Source organism: Pseudomonas sp. NPDC088414, from assembly GCF_044753325.1.
In the GTDB taxonomy this organism is placed as follows: Bacteria; Pseudomonadota; Gammaproteobacteria; order Pseudomonadales; family Pseudomonadaceae; genus Aquipseudomonas.
Genome location: NZ_JBIVMY010000001.1, coordinates 238,752 through 257,929, shown reverse-complemented (window position 1 = coordinate 257,929; position 19,178 = coordinate 238,752). Strand labels below are relative to the sequence as shown.

Below are 19,178 nucleotides of genomic sequence, written 5' to 3'. Positions count from 1 at the left end.
CCGCGACGTTCTTACCGCTCGGGTTTCCCCGCAACAGATGGACCGACGCCGGTAAAGACGGGCGGCCCGAATTTCCATTTCCTGCCATTAATTCAACCCCTTACCTGTCGATACCCCCCTCCCCTCATTTTTCCCGACTTTGTGTAAAGAGTTGGGCGATCGGTCTAGAAGGAAGGCGGAATGAAGTTTTTTACCCCCCCCCACCCTCAGCAAACCGGTTTTTTTCGGTCACTACTTTTTCGGTGACCGGTTTTTTTCGCCGACTACTTTTGCCGTGGTTTCGGGATAAGAAAAACACTCGCTAAAAAAATAACAGTGGGCGTTAATCTGCCGGCTCACCGGTTCCAGTGATGCCCCGGATCGACCGGACGGCCATCGGCATGACACCCTGGCACGCGTCCGCTCTTCTCGATCCGCTGCTTCGTCGAGTCGTGGCAGAACTTGCACAGGCTCGCCCAGTTCTCTGGGTTCCAGAACAGCTTCCACGCACCCTTGATCCGCACCGGATCGCCGCTGTCCTTGGCGTCCTTCAGCTTGGGTGCAATCTTGTGGTCAACGATTGTCGCCGCGACTGGTCGCTGATCGGTCGAACACATCGTGCAATACGGGTGTTCCCGCAAGTGTCCATCGCGTGACTTCTGCCACTTGTACCCGTAACCCCGCTCGGTGCTGCTGCAGCGTCGGTCATCCGATACCTTGTTCATCAGCCCATCTTCCAGACACGGGCCAGATTGCCGCTGCTTTGGTACACCGACCCAACGAACACCGCCAGCACGATAACCAGCGGCCATGAGTTCTGCGGCATGACCAACTGCCCTTTGCCGATGTACACAACCGCAGATCCAGACGCGACCATCACCACCCAAGCAAGACAGCTCATGCTCCGGCGGAACCGGGCACCGCGACGACGGAACGTGAACAGCCGAACGAACAACGCCACGCACAACCAGAACGTGGCCTGCGTGAGAACTTGCGGCATCAGTTGACTATCCATCCTGCCTCCCTTGCGGTTCAGCAACGAGGCCGCGTCTCTTGATGACGGCGAGCGCGACGGTAACAACCACAACCGAGGCGCCGAACGCCGCCGGACCGGTGTACTTGAAGGGCCTGGTGCCGAACAACTCAACCTCGGCCATGCCAGGTGCGAACATGTAACCCATCACGAAAGACACCAGCAGGAACAGAACCCGCTTCCAGACCGGCAATTCCTCAGTGGTGGTGAAGAACACCAGAGAGCCAGCCAGCGCACCGATCACAGCGAGCATGTCCACGCCCGCCAGCAGACCGGTAGCCGCCAGTCCTACACCACCGGCCACGACAACAGTTGCCGGCTCGCTCATGCTGATTCTCCTTGCAGACACCCCAACGGGCCGAAAATAAAAAACCCGCCGAAGCGGGTTTGGGTGACCGGCTCAGGGAAGGCCGGGGGGAACGATGTTAGAGCCGAAGGTTATTTGTATATCGCCTCGACGATTTTCAATGCTTCGTTGTTAATCAGGTTTGCCGTTAGCGACGCGAAATCAGCCATGGTAGCGACACCAGAGTTCCCATCCTTCCGTCCCGGAGAAAAGGTACTGAAATGGAACAACACACGGTTAACAGACTTATCCAGTGTAAGAGTCAAGTAAGGAGCATCTTCTCCATCCCGAAACTTTAGTACTTGGCGATGCAAAAACTTGATGCCTATCGATGCAGGTAAGACCTCGTTGCCCTTTTTCTGCCCATCTTGTGTTTCAAAAACCCTGCTCTCGAGACCTCGGTCAGTGAGTTTTTGAGCTAGCGCGTTAAGAGTTGGTCGTATTACCGACGCCTGCAACTCTAGAAAATCCTGAAGGCTTTTTTCCTGCTTTTGTTCTGCCTCCAGCTTGACGCGCTTATTTTCAGCAATTCTTTCAGCCCGGGCGTTAAAAATCGCGTCAAGCTTAGCGTCTACATCATCCGACATTCCCAACTCCTCATTCCGTTGCGTTGAGCCCTTGTGATTAGCGGCTATGAGAAAATTGGGGCTGTAGCTCGACTTTTCAAGCGCTTGTCACGACGTCTAGCCTAATTAAAAACCCCGCCGAAGCGGGGTTAGGTGACCGGCTCAGGGAAGGCCGGGTGTATCTGCACAGCACGTGCGAGGTCAGCGCCGAGGCGCAAATTGCATATCGTGGTGACTTTTTACCCGCCTCCGGAAAAACCGAAAAGCGGTGATTTTCGGTAGGTCAGCAAACGACACTAATGTGACCGTGATCCGACCACAACGCGACAAGCCGCCCCGACGAGCGGTCAGCACGGTCTGATCCTCGCAACCCTAGACGCTCGCAGAAGATCGGTCTCCGCTGACTTCACGCGTCGATTACGTGCACGACCTGGGGCGCTCCGCACGGTCAAGATCACCAGCACCTGCTGATGCAGAGCATGAACCCAGTTCCGATACGTCCGGTCAGCATTGTCACCGAGACCCAGAATCGGCAACTGAGAGCGAACCGACAGCGCAGGTCGAGGCAGATACCGATTGCGAGCCAGCTTCGCCAACAGCGCGCCCTTCTCAGACTGACGCTCAAGTTGCGCCAGCGCCGCCGCGACTTCCTGCGCGGCGTGATCCATGCCACCACCAGCCGCCATCATCAGGTCGCGCGATCCCGGCGTACCGCGAGGGGCAGAGCCGCCCCACTCCATGATCGTCGCCATTGGGCTACCGAGACCTCCACCGTCACCCACCTGGTTGAACTGATTACCCCAATGCTGCATGAGTTCTTCGACTTCCTCGATCATCGCCCTTCCCCCCAAAAAAATCGAACCCAACACAAAAAACCAGCAACCCAGCACAAACCCGACACAAATAAATCCCTTTAAATTCATGTAAATAATGAAACTTGAGTTAAGTGTGTTGGGTTGGTTGGGTTTTTCTGCCCTCGCATAGAGTTTTTTTGTCTGGTGATTCAACCAATCGAAAAAGATCACGCAGGCGCGTGCGCGAAGCGAAACCCAACACACTCCACACAAAGCTCGGAAAGCCGCGAATTTAAAGGCCTCAAACTGTGCGGGGTCTCGAAAACCAACCCAACACGCACCCCACACACCCGACACACTTTTATGTGTACTCATGCTGCAGCCGCCTTGATGTGTTCCCAGTTATCGACGTTCCAGCCCGCCAGCCGCGCTTTTGCCCGCCAGTCGCTGACGACTGCCCCAAGGTCGGCCGCTTTCAGGGATGGGGCGCGGGAAGGTTCCAGATCAGCGGGAAAGAAAAACGCCCCGAATCGCCTGTTGTTGCCATCCGTCCACGGTATAGAGCGCGACTTGTCCAACTCGGAACTGAGGAACAGCGCGAACTTCGTGTGGCTCATCGCGTGCTCTTTGTTGCGCTGGCACCACTCCAGGAACAACGCGAACACGTCACTTGAGAGGCAGACGCCCCATAGATCCCGCCCCAGCTCGCCGTACTTCCACAAATGAAGGAACGTCTGCCAGCCTGCCCGGCTCAGTGCAACAAGCCGCTCCCGCGCCTCTGTCTTCGGCGGACGTGTTCGCTGATCAAAGTCACCGAGGTCGAGCGACAGCAACCAACCATGCAGCGCCGCGACACCACCATTCTTCAGCTCATGTCCGATCGCCTTTTGCCGATCGGGCGGCAACGTCTCATTGGGCCACATCACCAACATCCGGCGATCGCTCTCACTGATGGGCCACGGCAGGATCTCGTTACTCAAGAACACAGCGTTCATGTGGTTGGACTCTTCCCAGCCGTTGATGAACTTGGATTCCATCCGCACGGTCTTGCCAGTGATCAAGTGCTTGATCTTGCCTACCTGGTTGTACCGCTGGTCACGACTCACGACCTCTTCGAACACCGCCCAGAGCTTGCGGCTTTGCCAGGCGTTGAAGTTGCTTTCAAGCTGGGTCTGGCCCACTGTCGCGGCGTACTGGCCGTAAAGCATGCCCAACGCATCGGCAAACAGCAGGCTTTTACCCGAACCTTCCATGATCGAGTGCATCAACACTGCCGTGTCCATCTTCGCGCCAAGATGTTGGAGCGGGTAAGCCAGCCAGCGGGTCAACCACCACGCCGCGTCATCGTCACCATTACATAGGAACTTGATCAGCCATCGCAGATTCGCGCAGGCGTCGTCATCGCGAACAGGATCAAGCGGCAAGCCATCAAACGTATTGATATAGACGCTCGGGTCTTTGGTCATGGTCGGGTCGAAGACGATGTGATCAACATCAACCACGCGCCGTTCGGCACTGTTCAACCACAGGGGGTAAGTATCGCCCAGCGCCATCTTCACCGCGCCTTCAGCGATCCGCCGCTTCTTCTCCCTGTCCCACACGTCCTTCGTCCCATCGATGTACACATAGCGCTCTGTCGGCGACATCCCGAACGCGCCGCCCTTCTTCCCCGCCATGCGCCGCGCCTGCTCGATCTCGCTGACGTGATCACCCGAAATCAGTTTTCGGTGCTCGGTGTCTTCCAGCCACTGCTTCGCCATCGGCTTGCCAACGCGCGCCTCGAAGGCAGACTTCTTCATAACCTTGGACTGGTCCAGATCCCAGATGTGAGTCGTTCCATCCACCAACGCGTACCGGCGCAGCACCTGGTCAATCGTCAAGGCTACCGGCTCATCAGCGCCCCCCGCGCCCCCTACAGGATCCGGAGCGGCCTCGCTGGACTGCGCGCCGTGGTAGGTCGGCTCGCGCATGTCATCGGATGGGGTCGGGGGAAGATCGCGCGGATCCGGCCGGGAAGCATGCTGCATCCCCAACAACTGCGCCGCGGCTTTCACCGCGCGCGACTGATCGCCGGAATGCTCCAGCAGGCAAAACACCTCAAAGGCGTCATTCTGATGACCGTTAGCCAAGGGATCTGCGCCGTGGTGCGAATACACTTTGTCTTCGTTGACCGTGACACCCGGTAAGCCCGTACTGCTCTGCGGGTACAACCACTTGCTGCCGCGCTTGATATAGCCATGTGCGCGCAACAGTTCTTCGACGTCATGACACCGGTTGAACTCGTCAATCACAGAGGGCGGTTTACCCGCCGCTGGTGGCGGTCGTTTGATGACCTTCGCAAGCGGTTTCTTCGGCTTCGGGGCCCACGGACATGCCGATTCGGCATCCCTCTTGAAGATGTCCCAATTTTGCCAGATGCTCAGCAGCTCATTCATAAGCGTCGGCAAGCCATCAGTCGCATTTGGCGGGGTGCGCCAGGTGTAAGGTTTTCCGGTACCGGGATGGATCGACGGCGGAAAAACGTCCTGCACCAGGCCCGCACGTAGCTCGAACACAGTGAACCGCTTGTAGTCTTCCGCCTCGGCTTTTGCCTCCGCCTCACCGGCAACATCGCCCCGCTCTTTCGCAGCCTTGGCCTTAGCCATCAGCCCCTTCCAGATCGAGCCATCCGGGTCTTTTTCATTCGGCCACGAAAGCGAATGCCGGGCCAGCTCAACGCCGTCAGGCAACTTAAACAACACGCGAAACCGCAACGGGTTGCCGACAATGGTCGGGTAAACAACGGCCATCGCATCGAGATCAAGACCCAGCAGTTCATATAGGACATGGCGGGCCCACTGGACATCATCAACGTCCAGCGAACAGACACGACTGGGCCCGAGCACTACGCCCAGATTGTGGTTGGGGTTACGCTGCCAGAATGCTTCGGCGGCAACAGGGTCGGTGATATAACCGCCCGGTTTGTTCCAACCCATACCTTTCGGGGCCTTTTCACCCGGTTCAATAGGGACAAGAGCCAAACTCCAATTCTCAATGTATAGCTTCGCCCAGCTCGAAACCCCTTGGGCACTAAACATTTTTCACCACCGGATCTTGCGATTTAGATTGGAAGCAGCTGATTATCGAAGAACTCATAGCTGCCGTAACAGGGATGAACGTATGCCTCAATATGTCGCAACACTCGACTGTCCGCACTGCAAGACAACAAAATCCGGAATGCGGTCGACCTCTCTTATTTTCAACGGGATTGATTATCGGGTTCCATTGACATGTCCACACTGCGACGAGATCGTAATTGTTGGAGCAGACGCTGATACCAAATTTGAACGTACAGCCTGGACGGCGAGCACCGTATTCAATCTTGACGATCGAAACTCTGTAATCCAGCGACAACACCTTCAATACCCAAAGGACATGAAGCGAGAGGTACCAGACGACGTACCTGAAAAAATAGGCAATACATATGAGGAGGCGCTCGACAACCTTCACCGAGGAAAGTACGAGACATCTATTCTCCTCTGCGGCAAAGCAATGGATCTCGCTACAAAAGGTATGGATCAAACTTGGAAACTGGAAAAGCGTCTCAAGACGCTCGCCGCCGATGGAAAGATCACCGCTGCAATGGCTGATTGGGCGCAAGAAATTCGTATCGACCGAAACGCGGCCATCCACGAAGACGATGAGTTTACGCAACGAGATGCAGAAGACATCGTTGCGTTCACCGAGGCGTTCTTGACCTACATCTATACTTTGCCTGCGCTCATAAACAGTCGTAGGCAGCCTCCAGCGGATATTTAACCTTTCACAAGACAAATTGATTAAGCATTGGAGGGTCATTCCAAACCCTCCATGGCCTCGCGCGCACCTGCCATTATTCCAAGCACCGCTTGGATCACATCAATCCCGTGCTTGTCGAGAGTTGCGACTTCGTGAGGCTCCCACACGTTGTCGGCTGCACCTGAATGCATACTGGAGACGAACTCCCCCGTTCTTTCCAACAGCTTGCCGACAGACTTCAGAGCCTCGGATGTGGCGGGTACTGGCGTCGGCTTGTACCAGACAGCGCCCGCAGGACGCACCAGCGCGTCCAGCAACGCAGAGTTTTGCGTCAGCCGAATGACCTCTTCGAGTTCATCCGGAATCAGCCAGCGGCGTTCTTCATTGAGCTTGAGTTTCTTCTGCAGCTCGTCGTAGTCCATGAGCATGTCATGGGCCAACGTGGTGATGCCGCCTCGATAATCGCGCCCGGCACGGTAAAGCGCCTCACGCAAAGAAAGAACCGGGCCAGCGCCCGGAAGGAGATCTGTGCGACTCATAACCGTAAATACCCCGTTTACGGCCTAGCCATCAGATAGGACACGCCCTATCCTACGACCACGACCGATGTGCTGTGCTAATCGTGCTGTGCCGCACGGTTCATCGTTCCAGTCAGTCCGGGGAGTTCTTATGGTGAGAGGCCCCGAACTGATGATCTCTGTAGCAAGTTGCATGTAGCCCATGTAGCTCGTTGCAGCCGGCCCGAAGGATTCTTTGGTGAGAGGCTTCAGGTCGGTAAGTGGTGATGCGTTATGTTCTGCGTGCCGCCGCGCCGGGCTGGGGGATTCTTTGGTGAGAGGCCCCAGACCGGCATTTTTTTTACAACCCTGACGCGAAATCATTAGTCAGCAGGGCAACGCATTCGATGATCAGACGGAAACTTTCCTGTGGCCATCGCAACCATGTGCTTTCATTTGAATGGATTCTGGTGCTGCACCAAAAATGTCGGGCCGCAGCATGTAGCGTGTAACTCTAAACTCCGTAATTCGCTCGATATCGAGAACTCGCTCCGCCGGTATCTGTTTGCGCCTGCGCCATCCATCCAGCGCCTGCGGGGAGATACCCAGTGCTCGCGCGAGAGCTGACTGGCTGTGAACCTGCTGTCTAAGCACCTCGAAGATGTCCATTGGCAATCTCATTTTAACCCTACGGCTTAAATAATGAGCCAATGCGTTGTAGACCGTCAACCAAAGATTGAAGATGATCCACAAATGAATGATTTGAACGAAAAAATTCGCTACGCGCTAAAGCGTGCCTCTCTATCCCAGACGGCTGCCGCTCAGCGTATTGGTGTCACGCCTCAATCCGTTTACAAGTGGATCAAAACTGGAAAAATCGAAAAGGCTAACCTACAAAAGTTGGCGGATATCACAGGTCTTCGCATTGATTGGTTTCTGGACACAAACGAGCGCAGTTGGACACCCAATGATCCAAATAGCCTGATAATGCAGATGCCTGGCGTAAGGCCTGTAAAAGAGGCTGTAGAACTCCACCCCCTGCTGAGCTACGCCCAAGCGGCGCTACTGCTGGATCCGAATGAACGAATTGCACCTGCGGATGCGGAGGATTGGCTCGCGTGGCCATATCCATGCAGCTCCTCCACCTATGCATTGCCTGTGCGCGGAAGCAGTATGGAAACTGAATTCTTTGAAAACGAAATCATTTTTGTAGACCCTGCCCGCCCCCCAAAATCTGGAGATTTCGTGGTAGCGAAGCTCGACCTTCACCGCGAAGCATCACTGAAAAAATTGCTTCAAGAAGGCGATAATCTCTACTTGAAGGCGCAAAACAGAGACTGGCCTGAGCCGGTCGTTCGCTTGGATGACAGCTGGACCATCTGTGGGGTAGTGATCGGAAAGTTCAAAAAATACTAAATATTTAAACCTACGGTTGATTTTTTAAACCTACCCTCCTAATCTGCTCGTACACCTCTCACCAAGAGTACGAGCAATGCCTACTGCACAGCACAACACACCCCGCTGCCCGGTATACCTGCACCCCTCAGCTTGCACCAGCTCAGCAGCCGTCGAAGCGATTCAAAGGCACACGGGCCTGCTGGTAATCGTCACTCCCGGCTCTCGACTGGTATCTGCGAAAGCAGCTACTGCAGCGTCTGACCTGGGGCCATTCGGGGGTGACGCGGCATGAGTGCCTATTCCCTTCCTCTCGCCAGACAAGAGCTCTTGCATCACATGCTGCAGGTCGGCGGCGATGCTACCTGCGAGTTGATCCGCCCCGAGCAGACCATGCGAGCAGAGTTTTCGGTCGAGCTGACTCCTACCTTCACGATCGTCGAGGTCAACGTTGCAGGCCGCAAGGACAGCATCAAGCTGCGCCGCAATGATCGAGCGAATCACTTGCACCTGCGTGACTTCATCCATGAAGTCGCCAATCGCCAAGCTCAGGGCTGAGGGCGCCGCCATGACAAACCGCACCCTGGACGAAACCGCCGCACTGCTCGGACTCAAGCCCCGTGCCTTCCGCACCAGGTTGCGCGAGCTGGGCATTCTGAACAGCAGCGGCGACCTTGCCAGCCAGCACCGCGACCGCGGCCATCTGTACTCGGATCCGCGCATCACGTTGATTCCACCTCACAACAAGCCACGGCATTACTCGGTGGTGATGGTGAAAGAGGACGGCGTTGATTGGCTGGCGAAAAAGCTGGGAATCACCATCACCAAAAAGGATGCCGCCGCATGAACATCAACTACATCAATGCCCACATGCAGGCGCTTGGCAGCCTTCGCCTTGTCCCGATCTACCTGGACAGCCCCGGCATCGTCAGCCGCGCCCTACTTCTCGGCGCCGCCAACGAAGCCGCGCTAATGCTCGGCAGCGTACCCATGCGCGTGCTTGAACTGGCCGACGTATTTCGCTGCGTGAACAACGTGATCCTTGAAGGCCAGACCGCCTACGTCACCCCGACCAACTCGCCGGAATATCCATTCGGCGCCGTCGTGGCGGATGAAAACGGCAACGTCTGCGCCGCCGCCATGGGCAAAAGCAAGGAAGGTCTCGCCGAGATGATCCGCCTGAAGTTGCTGCCCCCAACAGAGGGGCACGGGGAGAAAGCAGCGTGAGCACCACTATCGACCAACTGCGAAAGGAATGGCCGACGCCCTGCCCCACATTGTCCGCTGTTAGGCAGCGCTACTTTTCGCACATCACCAGCGACCGCTACCTGTTGCGGCGCATCAGCGCCGGCCGTATCGCACTGAAGGTGACACGCCTCGGCGGATCAGCCAAAGGCACCGCCGTCGTTTACCTGCACGACTTGGCTGCATACCTCGACGCTCAAGCGACGAAGCAAGCAGCCTGATTCAACGGTGGCGCCTGCCGTTCAGGCGCAAACAGCACAACTCAATGAGGCACAGCACATGAAAGCTACCAACACTGCCGAATTTATTGGCGAACTCAACGCCGGCGTCTTCGCCAGTCAAATCGGACACGCCCTCTCGGAGGTCGCGGCCGGCGTCGTTGACAATAAGAAAGTCGGCACCGTCACGCTCACCTTCACCTTGAAGCAGATTGCAGACAGCCACCAGGTGACCGTCAACCACAAGCTCGCCTACAAAGTGCCAACCAAGCGCGGCAGCCGGAGCGAAGACACCACCCTCGACACTCCTATGCATGTCGGATCGGGCGGCTGCCTCACGCTGTTCCCTGAAACGCCCCATGCCGATCAGATGTTTTCCCGCGACGACGCACCGATTCACGCGAAGTCGTAACGCTTCACTGCTTTATACCTCTCACCAAAACAGGAATAGACCCAATGGAAGCTCGTGCAATCCAAATCATTCAAGAGACCGCCCTGCTCGCCAACGCCAAATCGTTGGACACCTTCACGCCAGTTCTGGCGCTGCCGGCAGACGTCAAGATCCATAGCATTGAAAAGTTTCAGGAGGGGCGCAGCCGCTTCCGTGGCTCGCTGTCCACCCACTCGCTGAAAGACTTCGCCGACTATGTGATCGCCGGTAAAGGCCCGGCGGTCGCGGGCTTTGTAGACGGTGACTCGATGACCTGCACTGTGTACTTCAACCTCGGTACCGCAGAAGAGCCGGGCCATGGTGACTACACCGCAACTCTCGGCCTGAAAAAGACCGCGGCGTTCCTCGCGCTTGAATATGCCGCCCAACGCCAGCACGCCCAGAAAGATCTCAGCGACTGGATCGAGGACTGGGCACCGAACCTGAAAGCTCTGGACGCTGACGATAAAGAAATTGACCTGCGCAAGGCTGCCGGAGCGATCCGCTCCATCAGCATCGAGCAGGCTCGCAAGAGCGAACACGTAGTTGGCGATATGAGCGCTTCCCGTTCGGCGATGGATCAGATCGAGGCCAAATCTTCCGAAGGTCTGCCGGCTGAATTCCTGTTCACCGTGGCGCCTTACGAAGGGCTCATTGCACGCACCATCCGCTTGCGCGTAGCCGTGCTGGCTGGCGGCGATAAACCAGCACTCCGCCTGCGCTGGATTGGCGAAGCGCAGTTGCGCGAAGACCTGGCCCAAGAGTTCAAACAAGTCGTTCAAAAAGAGGTCGGCGGCTCCGCGACTTTGACCATCGGCACGTTCAACCTGGGTTAACCACCACTGCAACACCCCGCCGCCGGCCTCTCACCAAGAATCCCGGCGGCGGGCTCTACCGGAGCACAGCACATGCACGCACAAAACACGATCATCTTCATCGGAATGGCTTTCGGCTTGTTCCTGCTGGGTTACTACATCCGCAAGCTCATCCTTCGGGCACTGGATCGCAGCTACGCCGCCGGGCTCAAGGAACGCAACGGCCTGCACAGCCAACGGATCGCCGCGCTCAACACCGACCTGACCACCATCACGCTGCTACGCAACCGCGAGGCCCAACAGCTGGCCGACCTGCGCGCACAGATGCAAAGCATCAAGGCCACACCCTTCACAGCGACCGACTATCGCGACCTGACGGAGATCACCCAGTTTCTGGCGCTTGCACTCCAGACGTGGAAGGCATTGAAAGGTACGGAGGCCAGCCAAGTCAGAGCTGAACAACTCATCAAGGTTTCCCGGGCCTTGGCCTACCGCATGTTCCACGCTGTCGAGACGGCCGGAAACCTCAACTCGCAGCCGCTCGACACCCAGCTGATGGAATGGCTGAACAAACGCGGCACCTTCAACGCCTCTCCGGAACTGAGTTCAATCAGCTTCCCGCACGCCGCCGATACCGAAGGCTACCCACACCTACGTGATGCCCTGCGCGAAGCCTTTGAGCTGGACATGAAACTTCAGGCGATCGAGCTGGACCGGGTGTCAGTGGAGGACGCAGCATGAGCTGGATACTCACGCACAGCGGTCGCCAGTTCGACCTGGTAAACCCAACCGCCGCCATGATCTCCCCGCTCGACATCGCACAAGCACTGTCGAACCTGTGCCGCTTCAACGGACACACCCGCACGCACTACAGCGTGGCCCAGCACAGCATGCTGGTGTCGAGCCTTGTTCCCGACAAGCACAAACTGGTGGCGCTGCTGCACGACGCGACCGAAGCCTACATCGGCGACATGACCCGACCACTGAAAGCGATCATGCCAGGCTTCCGCATCGCAGAAGAAATCATCTGGCACGCCATCTGCGATCGCTTCAACCTCGACCCAGTGCTACCCGAATGCGTGGTACGCGCCGACCTGATCGCGCTGGCCACCGAACGCCGCGACCTGATGCCTAAGCACCCCGCCGAGTGGGAATGCTTGAGCGGCGTACCGCCCATGCCCGAAACCATAACCCCGCAATCCGCGCCAGAGGCCTACATGCAGTACTTCAGCCGGCTGATGGAGCTGATGCAGGGTGATCATCGGAGGGCTTGCGCGTGACAGCATTCAAAAAACCTCCTTTCGACTTCAAGACTCAGTACGCGCTCGGCTTCAATGCTCAGGACGATGAGATCGTTGTCGACTTCTTCTGCGGTGGCGGCGGCGCCGGTACCGGGCTGGAAATGGGACTTGGCCGCGCGGTGAATGTCGCAAAGAACCACAGCGCCGCGGCGATCAGCATGCACACCGTGAACCACCCGGGCGCCGTGCACTACACCACCGACGTGTTCGACGGTGATCCTGACACCGAGTGCGGTGGCAAGGCCGTGGGCTGGTTCCACATGTCGCCGGACTGCACACACCACAGCCAGGCCGCCGGCGGCCAGCCACGCAAGCGCGAGATCCGGAACCTGTCGTGGATCGGCCTGAAGTGGGCCGGCAAGAAGAAGCCTCGAGTCATCAGCCTGGAAAACGTGAAACAGATCCTCCAGTGGGGGCCGCTGATCGCCAAGCGCTGCAAGACAACCGGCCGCGTGGTGAAACTGGGCGGCGGTGTTGCCGAACCTGGCGAAGTTGTACCGGTGAGCCAGCAGTTTCTGGTTCCGGATCCGGCACGCCGCGGGCAGACTTGGGCTGTGTTCGTCGCCGAGCTGCAGCGTCTGGGTTACGCAGTTGAATGGCGGGTGATCAAAGCCTGCGACTTCGGTGCACCGACCAGCCGCGAACGCCTTTTCATGATCGCCCGCTGCGATGGTCAGCCCATTGTATGGCCCGAGCCGACCCACGCGAAGCACCCGGTCAAGGGCCAAAAGAAGTGGCGCACCGCCGTCGAGTGCATCGACTGGACCATCCCGAGCAAAAGCATTTTCAACCGGGCCAAGCCGCTGGCACCGGCTACCCTGCGCCGAATCGCCAAGGGCATGAAGAAGTTCGTCATCGATGCCACTGATCCATTTATCGTGCCGATCGCAAACTGGTCCGGTGATAGCGTGCAGTCTGCCCACGACCCACTGCGCACCGTGACATCTTGGCCGCGCGGCGGATCGTTCGCCATGGCAAGCCCAATCATTGCGCCGGCAACGCATCAGGGCAGCGACCGCGTCAACGATCCACACGCCCCGCTGCCGACTGTGACGTGCGCGAATCGCGGCGAGTTGACGCTGATCAGTCCGGTGCTGGTTGGTGCCGGTGGCCCGGTATATGCCGGAAATCCGGTAGCTGCGGATAAGCCTCTCGGCACCTTGATGACGCGTGGTCACCGCGCGCTCGCCGCGGCGCATTTGGTGAAGTTTCGATTTGCAGACGAAGGCAAAGCGCTCGACGAACCGCTTCCAACTATCACCAGCGGCGGTAACTACCAGCGCCCCGCCGGCGCCGCCCACGCCATGGGCATCTCAACCGTGTTCATGGCCCAGATGAATGGCGGATTCAACACCACGGACGCCAAGAGCATCGAGGATCCGATGACCACGGTGACCAACACCGGCAGCCAGCAGCAGCTGGTGACGGCGACTTTAATCACCAACACCACCGGGCACGCCGCGACGGACCTGAGAAACGCGGTACCGACCGTGACTACTGGGCAGCATCACGCGCTGGTCACCGCCTTCATGGAACGCCAGTTCGGCGCCAGCGTTGGCCAGGGCGTGGACGAGCCAGCACCAACCATCACTGCCGGCGGTGGCGGCAAGAGTACGCTGGTCGAGCTGCAGCTCTCGGCTGAAGTTGAAGCCGGTGCGCTGAGGGTCGCGGCATTCCTGATCAGCTACTACGGCACTGAGAACATGAGCGCCGCCGACGCGCCAGCGCCAACCATTACCACCAAAGATCGGCTGGGCTTGGTCACCGTCACCATCAAGGGCACTCCTTACGTGATCGTCGATATCTGCCTGCGGATGCTGCAACCGGCCGAGCTGTACAAGGCCCAGGGCTTCCCCGCCGACTACATCATCAGCCACGGCGCTGACGGCAAGCCGTTCACCAAGACCCAGCAGGTCCACATGTGCGGCAACAGCGTTAGTCCGCCACCGATGGCTGCACTGGCACGGGCAAACGACCCGTGGCGCCAAACTGAACAGCTACGGGAGGCCGCATGAATACCGTCGAGTTTCTAAGTCACGACCAGGTATGCGAACTAACAGGCGCCAAGACCAAGGCCGGCCAGATTATCGTACTCAAGCGCAACGGCATCCGTCACACCATCAAACGTAATGGATGGCCCTGCGTGATCGCCGCGGCACTCACCGGCGAAACTATCACCACGTCGGAAAAGCCGGCGTGGAAACCGCGCCTGGTGGGATAAATGGGAAGGCGTCCAACCAAGCCGGGGAGTATTCCCCGGCTGCGCGAAAGAAAGCGCGGCGAAAAGATCTATTACCTTTATGACACTGGCGGCAAACCCCGCAAGGAAATACCGCTGGGCACTGACTACGGCAAAGCCATCTTGGAATATGCCAAGCTCGAACAAACACGCGTTTCTGAGGCCCTTACCCAACAGGTGCTGACATTCGACTACGTTGCCCAGATTTACATGAAGGAAGTTGTTCCGACGAAAAGCAGCGCGTCTCAGCGAGATAACATCCGCGAGCTGAAGAACTTGCTTTTGTTCTTCAATGACCCACCTGCCCCACTGGAAGCGATTGAACCGCAGCATGTCGCGCAATACTTGCGGCATCGCGGCAAAACAGCCCCTGTCCGTGCGAATCGTGAAAAGGCCTTGCTCAGCGCCATCTGGAACTTCGCCAGGGAAAGCGGATATACATCGCTGGCTAATCCGTGCGCCGGCGTCAAAGGCAATAAGGAAACCGGTAGGGACGTTTATGTTGAGGACGAAATGCTGGCCAAGGCCTACGAGCACGCCGACCAACCACTACGTGACGCACTGGATCTGTTCTATCTGACTGGTCAGCGCATTGCTGACACATTGAAAATGGATGAGCGAGATATCCGGGACGGAAAGTTGGCTGTTCGCCAGGGAAAGACCGGCGCGAAACGCCGTATTGAAATCATCGGGGAACTGAAAGTTGTGATTGATCGAATCATGACGAGGAAAAGCGGACACAAAATCCGATCAACCCGCCTGGTTGTCATAGACTCCGGCCAGCCAATGACACCGAGCATGCTCAGAAAACGATTTGATGACGCGCGAGAAGCGGCCGGCATTCCAAAAGCTGAGTTCCAGATGCGGGATTTGCGGGCCAAGGCAGCGACGGATAAGGAAGAATCGACTGGCAGCATTCGAGAGGCCCGGGATCAGTTGGGACACACCACCGTGGGTATGACAGAACAGTACATCCGGATGCGTAAAGGGAAGAAAGTCACCCCAACGAAATGACGAATGGCAGCGAATTGCGGAAAGGAATTTTTTATTGCGGAAAAAAAACAAAAGGGCTTGCATGAGGTTTCTCATGCAAGCCCTTGATATTCATGGTGCCCGAAGCCGGAATCGAACCGGCACGCCCTTACGAGCGGGGGATTTTAAGTCCCATGCGTCTACCAGTTTCGCCATTCGGGCGGTAGCGCTGTTGTAGTGCTCAAATCAGTCGACCAGAGAATCTGTCTGTGTTGAGCCTTTGAAGCAGAGCGGGAAATATATACATCACATCCCGGTGAAGCAAGTTCACAGTGGCTGATTTCAAGACTAAATCTTGCAGCGCACTGAAAATAAAAAAGCTCCGTAAATCATGGATCTACGGAGCTTGTTTATAGTGGAGGCCGAGATCGGAATCGAACCGGCGTAGGCGGATTTGCAATCCACGCTACAAAGCTAAGTAGATCAATAGGTTAGCACGCATTTTGTTCCGCAAGCTACTGATTTCTGAAGCCCTCTAGGGTACGTCCCATCCAAAGGGAAATATCGTTGCGGAAATCTGTTCACGCCCCACCAATCGCGAGACAGGTAAACTCCTGTCTCGGTTGATAGCTATCTACCTGGTAGCTTGAACCCATTTTCAACCCTGTTTCCTGATGACCCAGCGGCGCAATGCGGACTCGACAACTGGACGACTCGACAACTCCGAGCGAACGGCAGGCTTCGACGTGGCTATAGCCCTGATCAAGCACGAGGCCTGCGGCCTCGCGTTGAATTCAGCGGAAAAGGAACGACGTTGCTTGGTCATCAGACACCTCTATCTGGCGAGCATTCTCGCCTGAATGGGTGTCCGGTTTCATTAGAGCACTACACAGTACGTGCGATTTACTGGCGATCAGGGTGGGAGGCAAGACAGAAGAGGCCACAGATCTGTGGCCCCATATTCAAATGTCTAAAGCCGGGTTTCCAGGATTGGCAATCACCAGGCGTCCCACATGGTAATCATTGCCATTGCTGTCATTTTCATGACTGATCACCTCCAGATTTGTCGGCCCCGCTCCCGCGGTGAAGTTCCCTGTTATTGTCACCCACTCATCTGTAGTTGTCAGCTCTACCACGCCACTGATGTCTTTACCGTCAACGCTCAATGAGAGCTTTGGTGTACTAAACTTCCCGATCACCCGCTTGGCGCGGATCAGAAACGAATACTCTTGCCCTGGTTCCAATCCAACCAGAGTTTTCTTCAGGATAGTGCCGGCATGCGCTTTGTTCGCAGCTGTTTTAAAATAAAGACCTTTAGTTTTTTGCTTCGCGTAATCGACAAGTTGACAGTCATGTCCGACGGGCCCGGCTTCCCAGTGGTTCCAGTCGCCATCAGTAAACATCGTTTTATCGACGAATTCGGATACCTGGGGCTGCTCTTCCACCCCGGAGTTACTATTCCCAGGTTGCTCAGCACTGTTATTCCCAGTGTCTTTTTTCGCATCATGCTCATGACAACGACAAGCGTGTTTTTCTCCTTTGCTGCTCGGGGCGCAGGACTCAACCAGACCTTTCAGTACGTCGGCCAACGTATTAACCGCTTTGACAATCTCGGGGAGTTGCTCGCAGAGATTACTATTTCCTGAAGCGGTATTATCTGGCTTATCGACAGGATCTTTACCCTCCAACTTATCGGCCTCTTCTTTCTTCTCTTCGACACTTTCCTGATGGGGTACCTTGCTGGCGCAGATAGCGTTTTTCAGTACTTGGGAGAAATCAGCAATGCCTTTGGTGTAAATATAATGTTCACCGCCGGTGCGTAATGCAAGACGCTTGTACTCCTTAACCATGGCCTCTTCATCAGCAGGTGTAGGGTAAGGCAGAGTATGGTGCGGAGTTCCCAGATAGGAGTGAACCTTAACAGTATGGGCCAGTGCGGTGTCGATGGCATCATCACAGGCTTTAATGCGCTCTGCATTCAGTACCATCTCTCCGCCGTACAGGCTTTCATCTCCCAATACGAAGAGATTTCTTTCCGCTCCTTTGCGCCAGTCAAAATATTTGATGATGTCTTCGGCAGCCGGCGCTACATCCTCCTGTGTTGGATTACCGACGGCACTGGCTTTTCGGCCTTTGATCTTACCGTCGTCGACCCCAAGCGTCCCGGTAAGATAGCTACGTGCGCTCTTATCAAATTTTGAATTGCCAAAAGTACCCTCAATTCCAAGAAACTCAACACGTAAATCCGAAGGACAAGCTTTACTTGCCTCCTCGATTGCCGCATTGAGCCTTGCACTGAGCGCGGATGCTTCATCCTTCATTGAGTTACTAGAGTCAATTAAAAAGACTAGGTCGACCTTTTTCGTATTATCAGTGGCGGTCACTTGCACGCTCCTTGAAAAATTAAAATTTCCTTCCTCTTCCGGGCTATCGCTCAGCTGCATCACTATGAACCCGAACGCGCAAATTAGATTAGGCCAGCGACGTAGTTGCACAACCCTTTAATTGAAATTGTTAGATAACGTCAGGTTCAAGGGCTCACTTGTAGCAGCAACGTATTTCATTCTGAAATCGTTTCTTGACAGCCACCTGACGGCAACTCAGCAGCACCACGAAAAAAACTAAAGCCCCAATAAAACCACGTAGCCAGCACGATAGGTTGCGGAACCCCCTCAAGAATTGCGGAACACCCCACTTTTTCGCAGGCAATAAAAAACCCCGTAGATCATTGATCTACGGGGTTTTTAATAGTGGAGGCCGAGGTCGGAATCGAACCGGCGTAGGTGGATTTGCAATCCACTGCATAACCATTTTGCTACTCGGCCTCAAACGATCGCTGTTTAGTAGCACAACAACAACCGCGTACAAACTGGAGCGGGAAACGAGACTCGAACTCGCGACCCCGACCTTGGCAAGGTCGTGCTCTACCAACTGAGCTATTCCCGCTTGGTGTGGCGCATTCTATAGATTTCAGATGCCCCGTCAACCCTTTGATTCAAAAAAGTTTTATTTCTTTTCAACGTCGGTTTTCAGATGCGGCCAGGCGGCCCGCAGGTATTGAACCATCGACCACAATGTCAGGCCTGCCGAGATCATCAGCAAGGAGTAACCCAGCAAGACCCAGAAGCTGAAGTCGCGGGGATTGGCCAGCAGGATCACCAGCGCCAGCATCTGCGCTGCGGTTTTCCACTTGCCGAGATTGGACACTGCTACATGAGCGCGGGCACCCAGTTCGGCCATCCATTCACGCAAGGCCGACACGACAATCTCGCGGCCGATGATGACGGCTGCGGGAAGTGTCAGCCACAAGTTGCCGTGTTCCTGCACCAGCAATACCAGGGCGACCGCCACCATCAGCTTGTCGGCAACCGGATCGAGGAATGCGCCAAACGGCGTACTTTGTTCCAGGCGGCGGGCCAGATAGCCATCCAGCCAGTCAGTTGCCGCCGCAAAGGCGAATACCGAGGCGGAGGCCATGTAGCTCCACTGGTAAGGCAGGTAAAACAACAAAATGAAGATCGGGATGAGCAGGACGCGGAGAACGGTAATCAGATTAGGGATATTCATCGGC

Annotated in this window: 23 protein-coding genes, 3 tRNA genes and 1 pseudogene; 13 read left to right on the top strand and 14 right to left on the bottom strand. The window is 56.3% G+C overall.

Annotation, left to right across the window (positions count from 1 at the left end; all coding sequences use genetic code 11):
• Positions 1-335: 335 nt before the first annotated feature.
• The 6 genes from ACIP8I_RS01065 to ACIP8I_RS01040 all read right to left on the bottom strand — a co-directional run bounded on the left by ACIP8I_RS01065 (position 336) and on the right by ACIP8I_RS01040 (position 5,795).
• On the bottom strand, positions 336-704 hold the full coding sequence (locus ACIP8I_RS01065; protein ID WP_400758040.1) for an HNH endonuclease: 369 nt from the start codon (positions 702-704) through the stop codon (positions 336-338).
• A complete protein-coding gene (locus ACIP8I_RS01060) occupies positions 704-994 on the bottom strand; it encodes a phage holin family protein (RefSeq protein ID WP_400758038.1) in 291 nt (96 codons plus the stop codon). The genes ACIP8I_RS01065 and ACIP8I_RS01060 overlap by 1 nt, the downstream gene beginning before the upstream one ends.
• Complete coding sequence (locus ACIP8I_RS01055; RefSeq protein WP_108589620.1) at positions 987-1,340, bottom strand: putative holin; 354 nt, start codon at positions 1,338-1,340, stop codon at positions 987-989. Before ACIP8I_RS01055 ends, ACIP8I_RS01060 begins: the two co-directional genes overlap by 8 nt.
• A gap of 110 nt (positions 1,341-1,450) precedes the next feature.
• Positions 1,451-1,945 carry a hypothetical protein gene (locus ACIP8I_RS01050; protein ID WP_400758036.1) on the bottom strand — a complete coding sequence of 165 codons (495 nt, stop codon included), beginning with the start codon at positions 1,943-1,945 and terminating at the stop codon, positions 1,451-1,453.
• 326 nt (positions 1,946-2,271) lie between these two features.
• Positions 2,272-2,760 carry a hypothetical protein gene (locus ACIP8I_RS01045; protein WP_400758550.1) on the bottom strand — a complete coding sequence of 163 codons (489 nt, stop codon included), beginning with the start codon at positions 2,758-2,760 and terminating at the stop codon, positions 2,272-2,274.
• 329 nt (positions 2,761-3,089) lie between these two features.
• Positions 3,090-5,795, bottom strand: coding sequence for a bifunctional DNA primase/polymerase (locus ACIP8I_RS01040; protein ID WP_400758034.1), 2,706 nt, complete (start codon positions 5,793-5,795; stop codon positions 3,090-3,092).
• Between the two features lie 82 nt (positions 5,796-5,877).
• Between ACIP8I_RS01040 and ACIP8I_RS01035 the strand changes: the two genes are divergently transcribed.
• Positions 5,878-6,516 (top strand): DUF4145 domain-containing protein, encoded by a 639-nt coding sequence (locus ACIP8I_RS01035; protein WP_400758032.1) that lies wholly within the window; start codon positions 5,878-5,880, stop codon positions 6,514-6,516.
• A 35-nt stretch (positions 6,517-6,551) separates the two neighbouring features.
• Here the strand turns inward: ACIP8I_RS01035 and ACIP8I_RS01030 are convergent, their stop codons facing one another.
• On the bottom strand, positions 6,552-7,034 hold the full coding sequence (locus ACIP8I_RS01030; RefSeq protein ID WP_400758030.1) for a phage regulatory CII family protein: 483 nt from the start codon (positions 7,032-7,034) through the stop codon (positions 6,552-6,554).
• A 369-nt stretch (positions 7,035-7,403) separates the two neighbouring features.
• The gene (locus ACIP8I_RS01025) at positions 7,404-7,661 is read right to left on the bottom strand and encodes a transcriptional regulator (RefSeq protein WP_400758028.1); all 258 of its coding nucleotides are present in this window, start codon (positions 7,659-7,661) and stop codon (positions 7,404-7,406) included.
• Between the two features lie 33 nt (positions 7,662-7,694).
• Here ACIP8I_RS01025 and ACIP8I_RS01020 point away from each other — a divergent pair, with 33 nt between their 5' ends.
• From ACIP8I_RS01020 to ACIP8I_RS00965, 12 genes are all read left to right on the top strand, one after another.
• Positions 7,695-8,408: a LexA family protein gene (locus ACIP8I_RS01020; RefSeq protein ID WP_400758026.1), complete on the top strand. Its 714-nt coding sequence runs from the start codon at positions 7,695-7,697 to the stop codon at positions 8,406-8,408.
• Positions 8,409-8,678: 270 nt separating this feature from the next.
• A complete protein-coding gene (locus ACIP8I_RS01015; RefSeq protein WP_400758024.1) occupies positions 8,679-8,945 on the top strand; it encodes a hypothetical protein in 267 nt (88 codons plus the stop codon).
• 10 nt (positions 8,946-8,955) lie between these two features.
• Positions 8,956-9,234 (top strand): hypothetical protein, encoded by a 279-nt coding sequence (locus ACIP8I_RS01010; RefSeq protein WP_400758548.1) that lies wholly within the window; start codon positions 8,956-8,958, stop codon positions 9,232-9,234.
• Positions 9,231-9,614, top strand: coding sequence for a hypothetical protein (locus ACIP8I_RS01005; protein WP_400758022.1), 384 nt, complete (start codon positions 9,231-9,233; stop codon positions 9,612-9,614). Before ACIP8I_RS01010 ends, ACIP8I_RS01005 begins: the two co-directional genes overlap by 4 nt.
• Positions 9,611-9,853, top strand: coding sequence for a pyocin activator PrtN family protein (locus ACIP8I_RS01000; protein WP_108589632.1), 243 nt, complete (start codon positions 9,611-9,613; stop codon positions 9,851-9,853). Before ACIP8I_RS01005 ends, ACIP8I_RS01000 begins: the two co-directional genes overlap by 4 nt.
• Positions 9,854-9,911: 58 nt before the next feature.
• The gene (locus tag ACIP8I_RS00995) at positions 9,912-10,262 is read left to right on the top strand and encodes a hypothetical protein (protein ID WP_222014650.1); all 351 of its coding nucleotides are present in this window, start codon (positions 9,912-9,914) and stop codon (positions 10,260-10,262) included.
• Positions 10,263-10,306: 44 nt separating this feature from the next.
• The gene (locus ACIP8I_RS00990) at positions 10,307-11,116 is read left to right on the top strand and encodes a DUF2303 family protein (RefSeq protein ID WP_400758020.1); all 810 of its coding nucleotides are present in this window, start codon (positions 10,307-10,309) and stop codon (positions 11,114-11,116) included.
• Between the two features lie 72 nt (positions 11,117-11,188).
• A complete protein-coding gene (locus ACIP8I_RS00985) occupies positions 11,189-11,836 on the top strand; it encodes a hypothetical protein (protein WP_400758018.1) in 648 nt (215 codons plus the stop codon).
• The gene (locus ACIP8I_RS00980; RefSeq protein WP_400758017.1) at positions 11,833-12,375 is read left to right on the top strand and encodes a phosphohydrolase; all 543 of its coding nucleotides are present in this window, start codon (positions 11,833-11,835) and stop codon (positions 12,373-12,375) included. Before ACIP8I_RS00985 ends, ACIP8I_RS00980 begins: the two co-directional genes overlap by 4 nt.
• Complete coding sequence (locus ACIP8I_RS00975) at positions 12,372-14,411, top strand: DNA cytosine methyltransferase (RefSeq protein ID WP_400758015.1); 2,040 nt, start codon at positions 12,372-12,374, stop codon at positions 14,409-14,411. Before ACIP8I_RS00980 ends, ACIP8I_RS00975 begins: the two co-directional genes overlap by 4 nt.
• The gene (locus ACIP8I_RS00970) at positions 14,408-14,617 is read left to right on the top strand and encodes a DUF4224 domain-containing protein (protein WP_400758014.1); all 210 of its coding nucleotides are present in this window, start codon (positions 14,408-14,410) and stop codon (positions 14,615-14,617) included. Before ACIP8I_RS00975 ends, ACIP8I_RS00970 begins: the two co-directional genes overlap by 4 nt.
• The gene (locus ACIP8I_RS00965) at positions 14,618-15,649 is read left to right on the top strand and encodes a tyrosine-type recombinase/integrase (protein WP_400758012.1); all 1,032 of its coding nucleotides are present in this window, start codon (positions 14,618-14,620) and stop codon (positions 15,647-15,649) included.
• Between the two features lie 93 nt (positions 15,650-15,742).
• On the opposite strand, the gene ACIP8I_RS00960 is transcribed toward ACIP8I_RS00965, so the two are convergent.
• The 6 genes and pseudogenes from ACIP8I_RS00960 to pgsA form a co-directional block, all read right to left on the bottom strand.
• A tRNA-Leu gene (locus tag ACIP8I_RS00960) sits at positions 15,743-15,829 on the bottom strand.
• 481 nt (positions 15,830-16,310) lie between these two features.
• A pseudogene (locus ACIP8I_RS00955) lies at positions 16,311-16,433 on the bottom strand (transposase); the annotation flags it as partial.
• Between the two features lie 136 nt (positions 16,434-16,569).
• Positions 16,570-17,991 (bottom strand): carbohydrate binding domain-containing protein, encoded by a 1,422-nt coding sequence (locus tag ACIP8I_RS00950; protein WP_400758010.1) that lies wholly within the window; start codon positions 17,989-17,991, stop codon positions 16,570-16,572.
• Positions 17,992-18,358: 367 nt separating this feature from the next.
• Positions 18,359-18,432 (bottom strand) — tRNA-Cys (locus ACIP8I_RS00945).
• Between the two features lie 45 nt (positions 18,433-18,477).
• A tRNA-Gly gene (locus ACIP8I_RS00940) sits at positions 18,478-18,553 on the bottom strand.
• Positions 18,554-18,613: 60 nt separating this feature from the next.
• The gene (gene pgsA / locus ACIP8I_RS00935; RefSeq protein ID WP_007965084.1) at positions 18,614-19,174 is read right to left on the bottom strand and encodes a CDP-diacylglycerol--glycerol-3-phosphate 3-phosphatidyltransferase; all 561 of its coding nucleotides are present in this window, start codon (positions 19,172-19,174) and stop codon (positions 18,614-18,616) included.
• Between the last annotated feature and the right edge of the window lie 4 nt (positions 19,175-19,178).

Coding starts and splice junctions, on each gene's coding strand:
- ACIP8I_RS01065 (WP_400758040.1), bottom strand. CDS start 704: ATGAACAAGGTATCGGATGACCGACGCTGCAGCAGCACCGAGCGGGGT.
- ACIP8I_RS01060 (WP_400758038.1), bottom strand. CDS start 994: ATGGATAGTCAACTGATGCCGCAAGTTCTCACGCAGGCCACGTTCTGG.
- ACIP8I_RS01055 (WP_108589620.1), bottom strand. CDS start 1,340: ATGAGCGAGCCGGCAACTGTTGTCGTGGCCGGTGGTGTAGGACTGGCG.
- ACIP8I_RS01050 (WP_400758036.1), bottom strand. CDS start 1,945: ATGTCGGATGATGTAGACGCTAAGCTTGACGCGATTTTTAACGCCCGG.
- ACIP8I_RS01045 (WP_400758550.1), bottom strand. CDS start 2,760: ATGATCGAGGAAGTCGAAGAACTCATGCAGCATTGGGGTAATCAGTTC.
- ACIP8I_RS01040 (WP_400758034.1), bottom strand. CDS start 5,795: ATGTTTAGTGCCCAAGGGGTTTCGAGCTGGGCGAAGCTATACATTGAG.
- ACIP8I_RS01035 (WP_400758032.1), top strand. CDS start 5,878: ATGCCTCAATATGTCGCAACACTCGACTGTCCGCACTGCAAGACAACA.
- ACIP8I_RS01030 (WP_400758030.1), bottom strand. CDS start 7,034: ATGAGTCGCACAGATCTCCTTCCGGGCGCTGGCCCGGTTCTTTCTTTG.
- ACIP8I_RS01025 (WP_400758028.1), bottom strand. CDS start 7,661: ATGGACATCTTCGAGGTGCTTAGACAGCAGGTTCACAGCCAGTCAGCT.
- ACIP8I_RS01020 (WP_400758026.1), top strand. CDS start 7,695: ATGAGCCAATGCGTTGTAGACCGTCAACCAAAGATTGAAGATGATCCA.
- ACIP8I_RS01015 (WP_400758024.1), top strand. CDS start 8,679: ATGAGTGCCTATTCCCTTCCTCTCGCCAGACAAGAGCTCTTGCATCAC.
- ACIP8I_RS01010 (WP_400758548.1), top strand. CDS start 8,956: ATGACAAACCGCACCCTGGACGAAACCGCCGCACTGCTCGGACTCAAG.
- ACIP8I_RS01005 (WP_400758022.1), top strand. CDS start 9,231: ATGAACATCAACTACATCAATGCCCACATGCAGGCGCTTGGCAGCCTT.
- ACIP8I_RS00995 (WP_222014650.1), top strand. CDS start 9,912: ATGAAAGCTACCAACACTGCCGAATTTATTGGCGAACTCAACGCCGGC.
- ACIP8I_RS00990 (WP_400758020.1), top strand. CDS start 10,307: ATGGAAGCTCGTGCAATCCAAATCATTCAAGAGACCGCCCTGCTCGCC.
- ACIP8I_RS00985 (WP_400758018.1), top strand. CDS start 11,189: ATGCACGCACAAAACACGATCATCTTCATCGGAATGGCTTTCGGCTTG.
- ACIP8I_RS00980 (WP_400758017.1), top strand. CDS start 11,833: ATGAGCTGGATACTCACGCACAGCGGTCGCCAGTTCGACCTGGTAAAC.
- ACIP8I_RS00970 (WP_400758014.1), top strand. CDS start 14,408: ATGAATACCGTCGAGTTTCTAAGTCACGACCAGGTATGCGAACTAACA.
- ACIP8I_RS00965 (WP_400758012.1), top strand. CDS start 14,618: ATGGGAAGGCGTCCAACCAAGCCGGGGAGTATTCCCCGGCTGCGCGAA.
- pgsA (WP_007965084.1), bottom strand. CDS start 19,174: ATGAATATCCCTAATCTGATTACCGTTCTCCGCGTCCTGCTCATCCCG.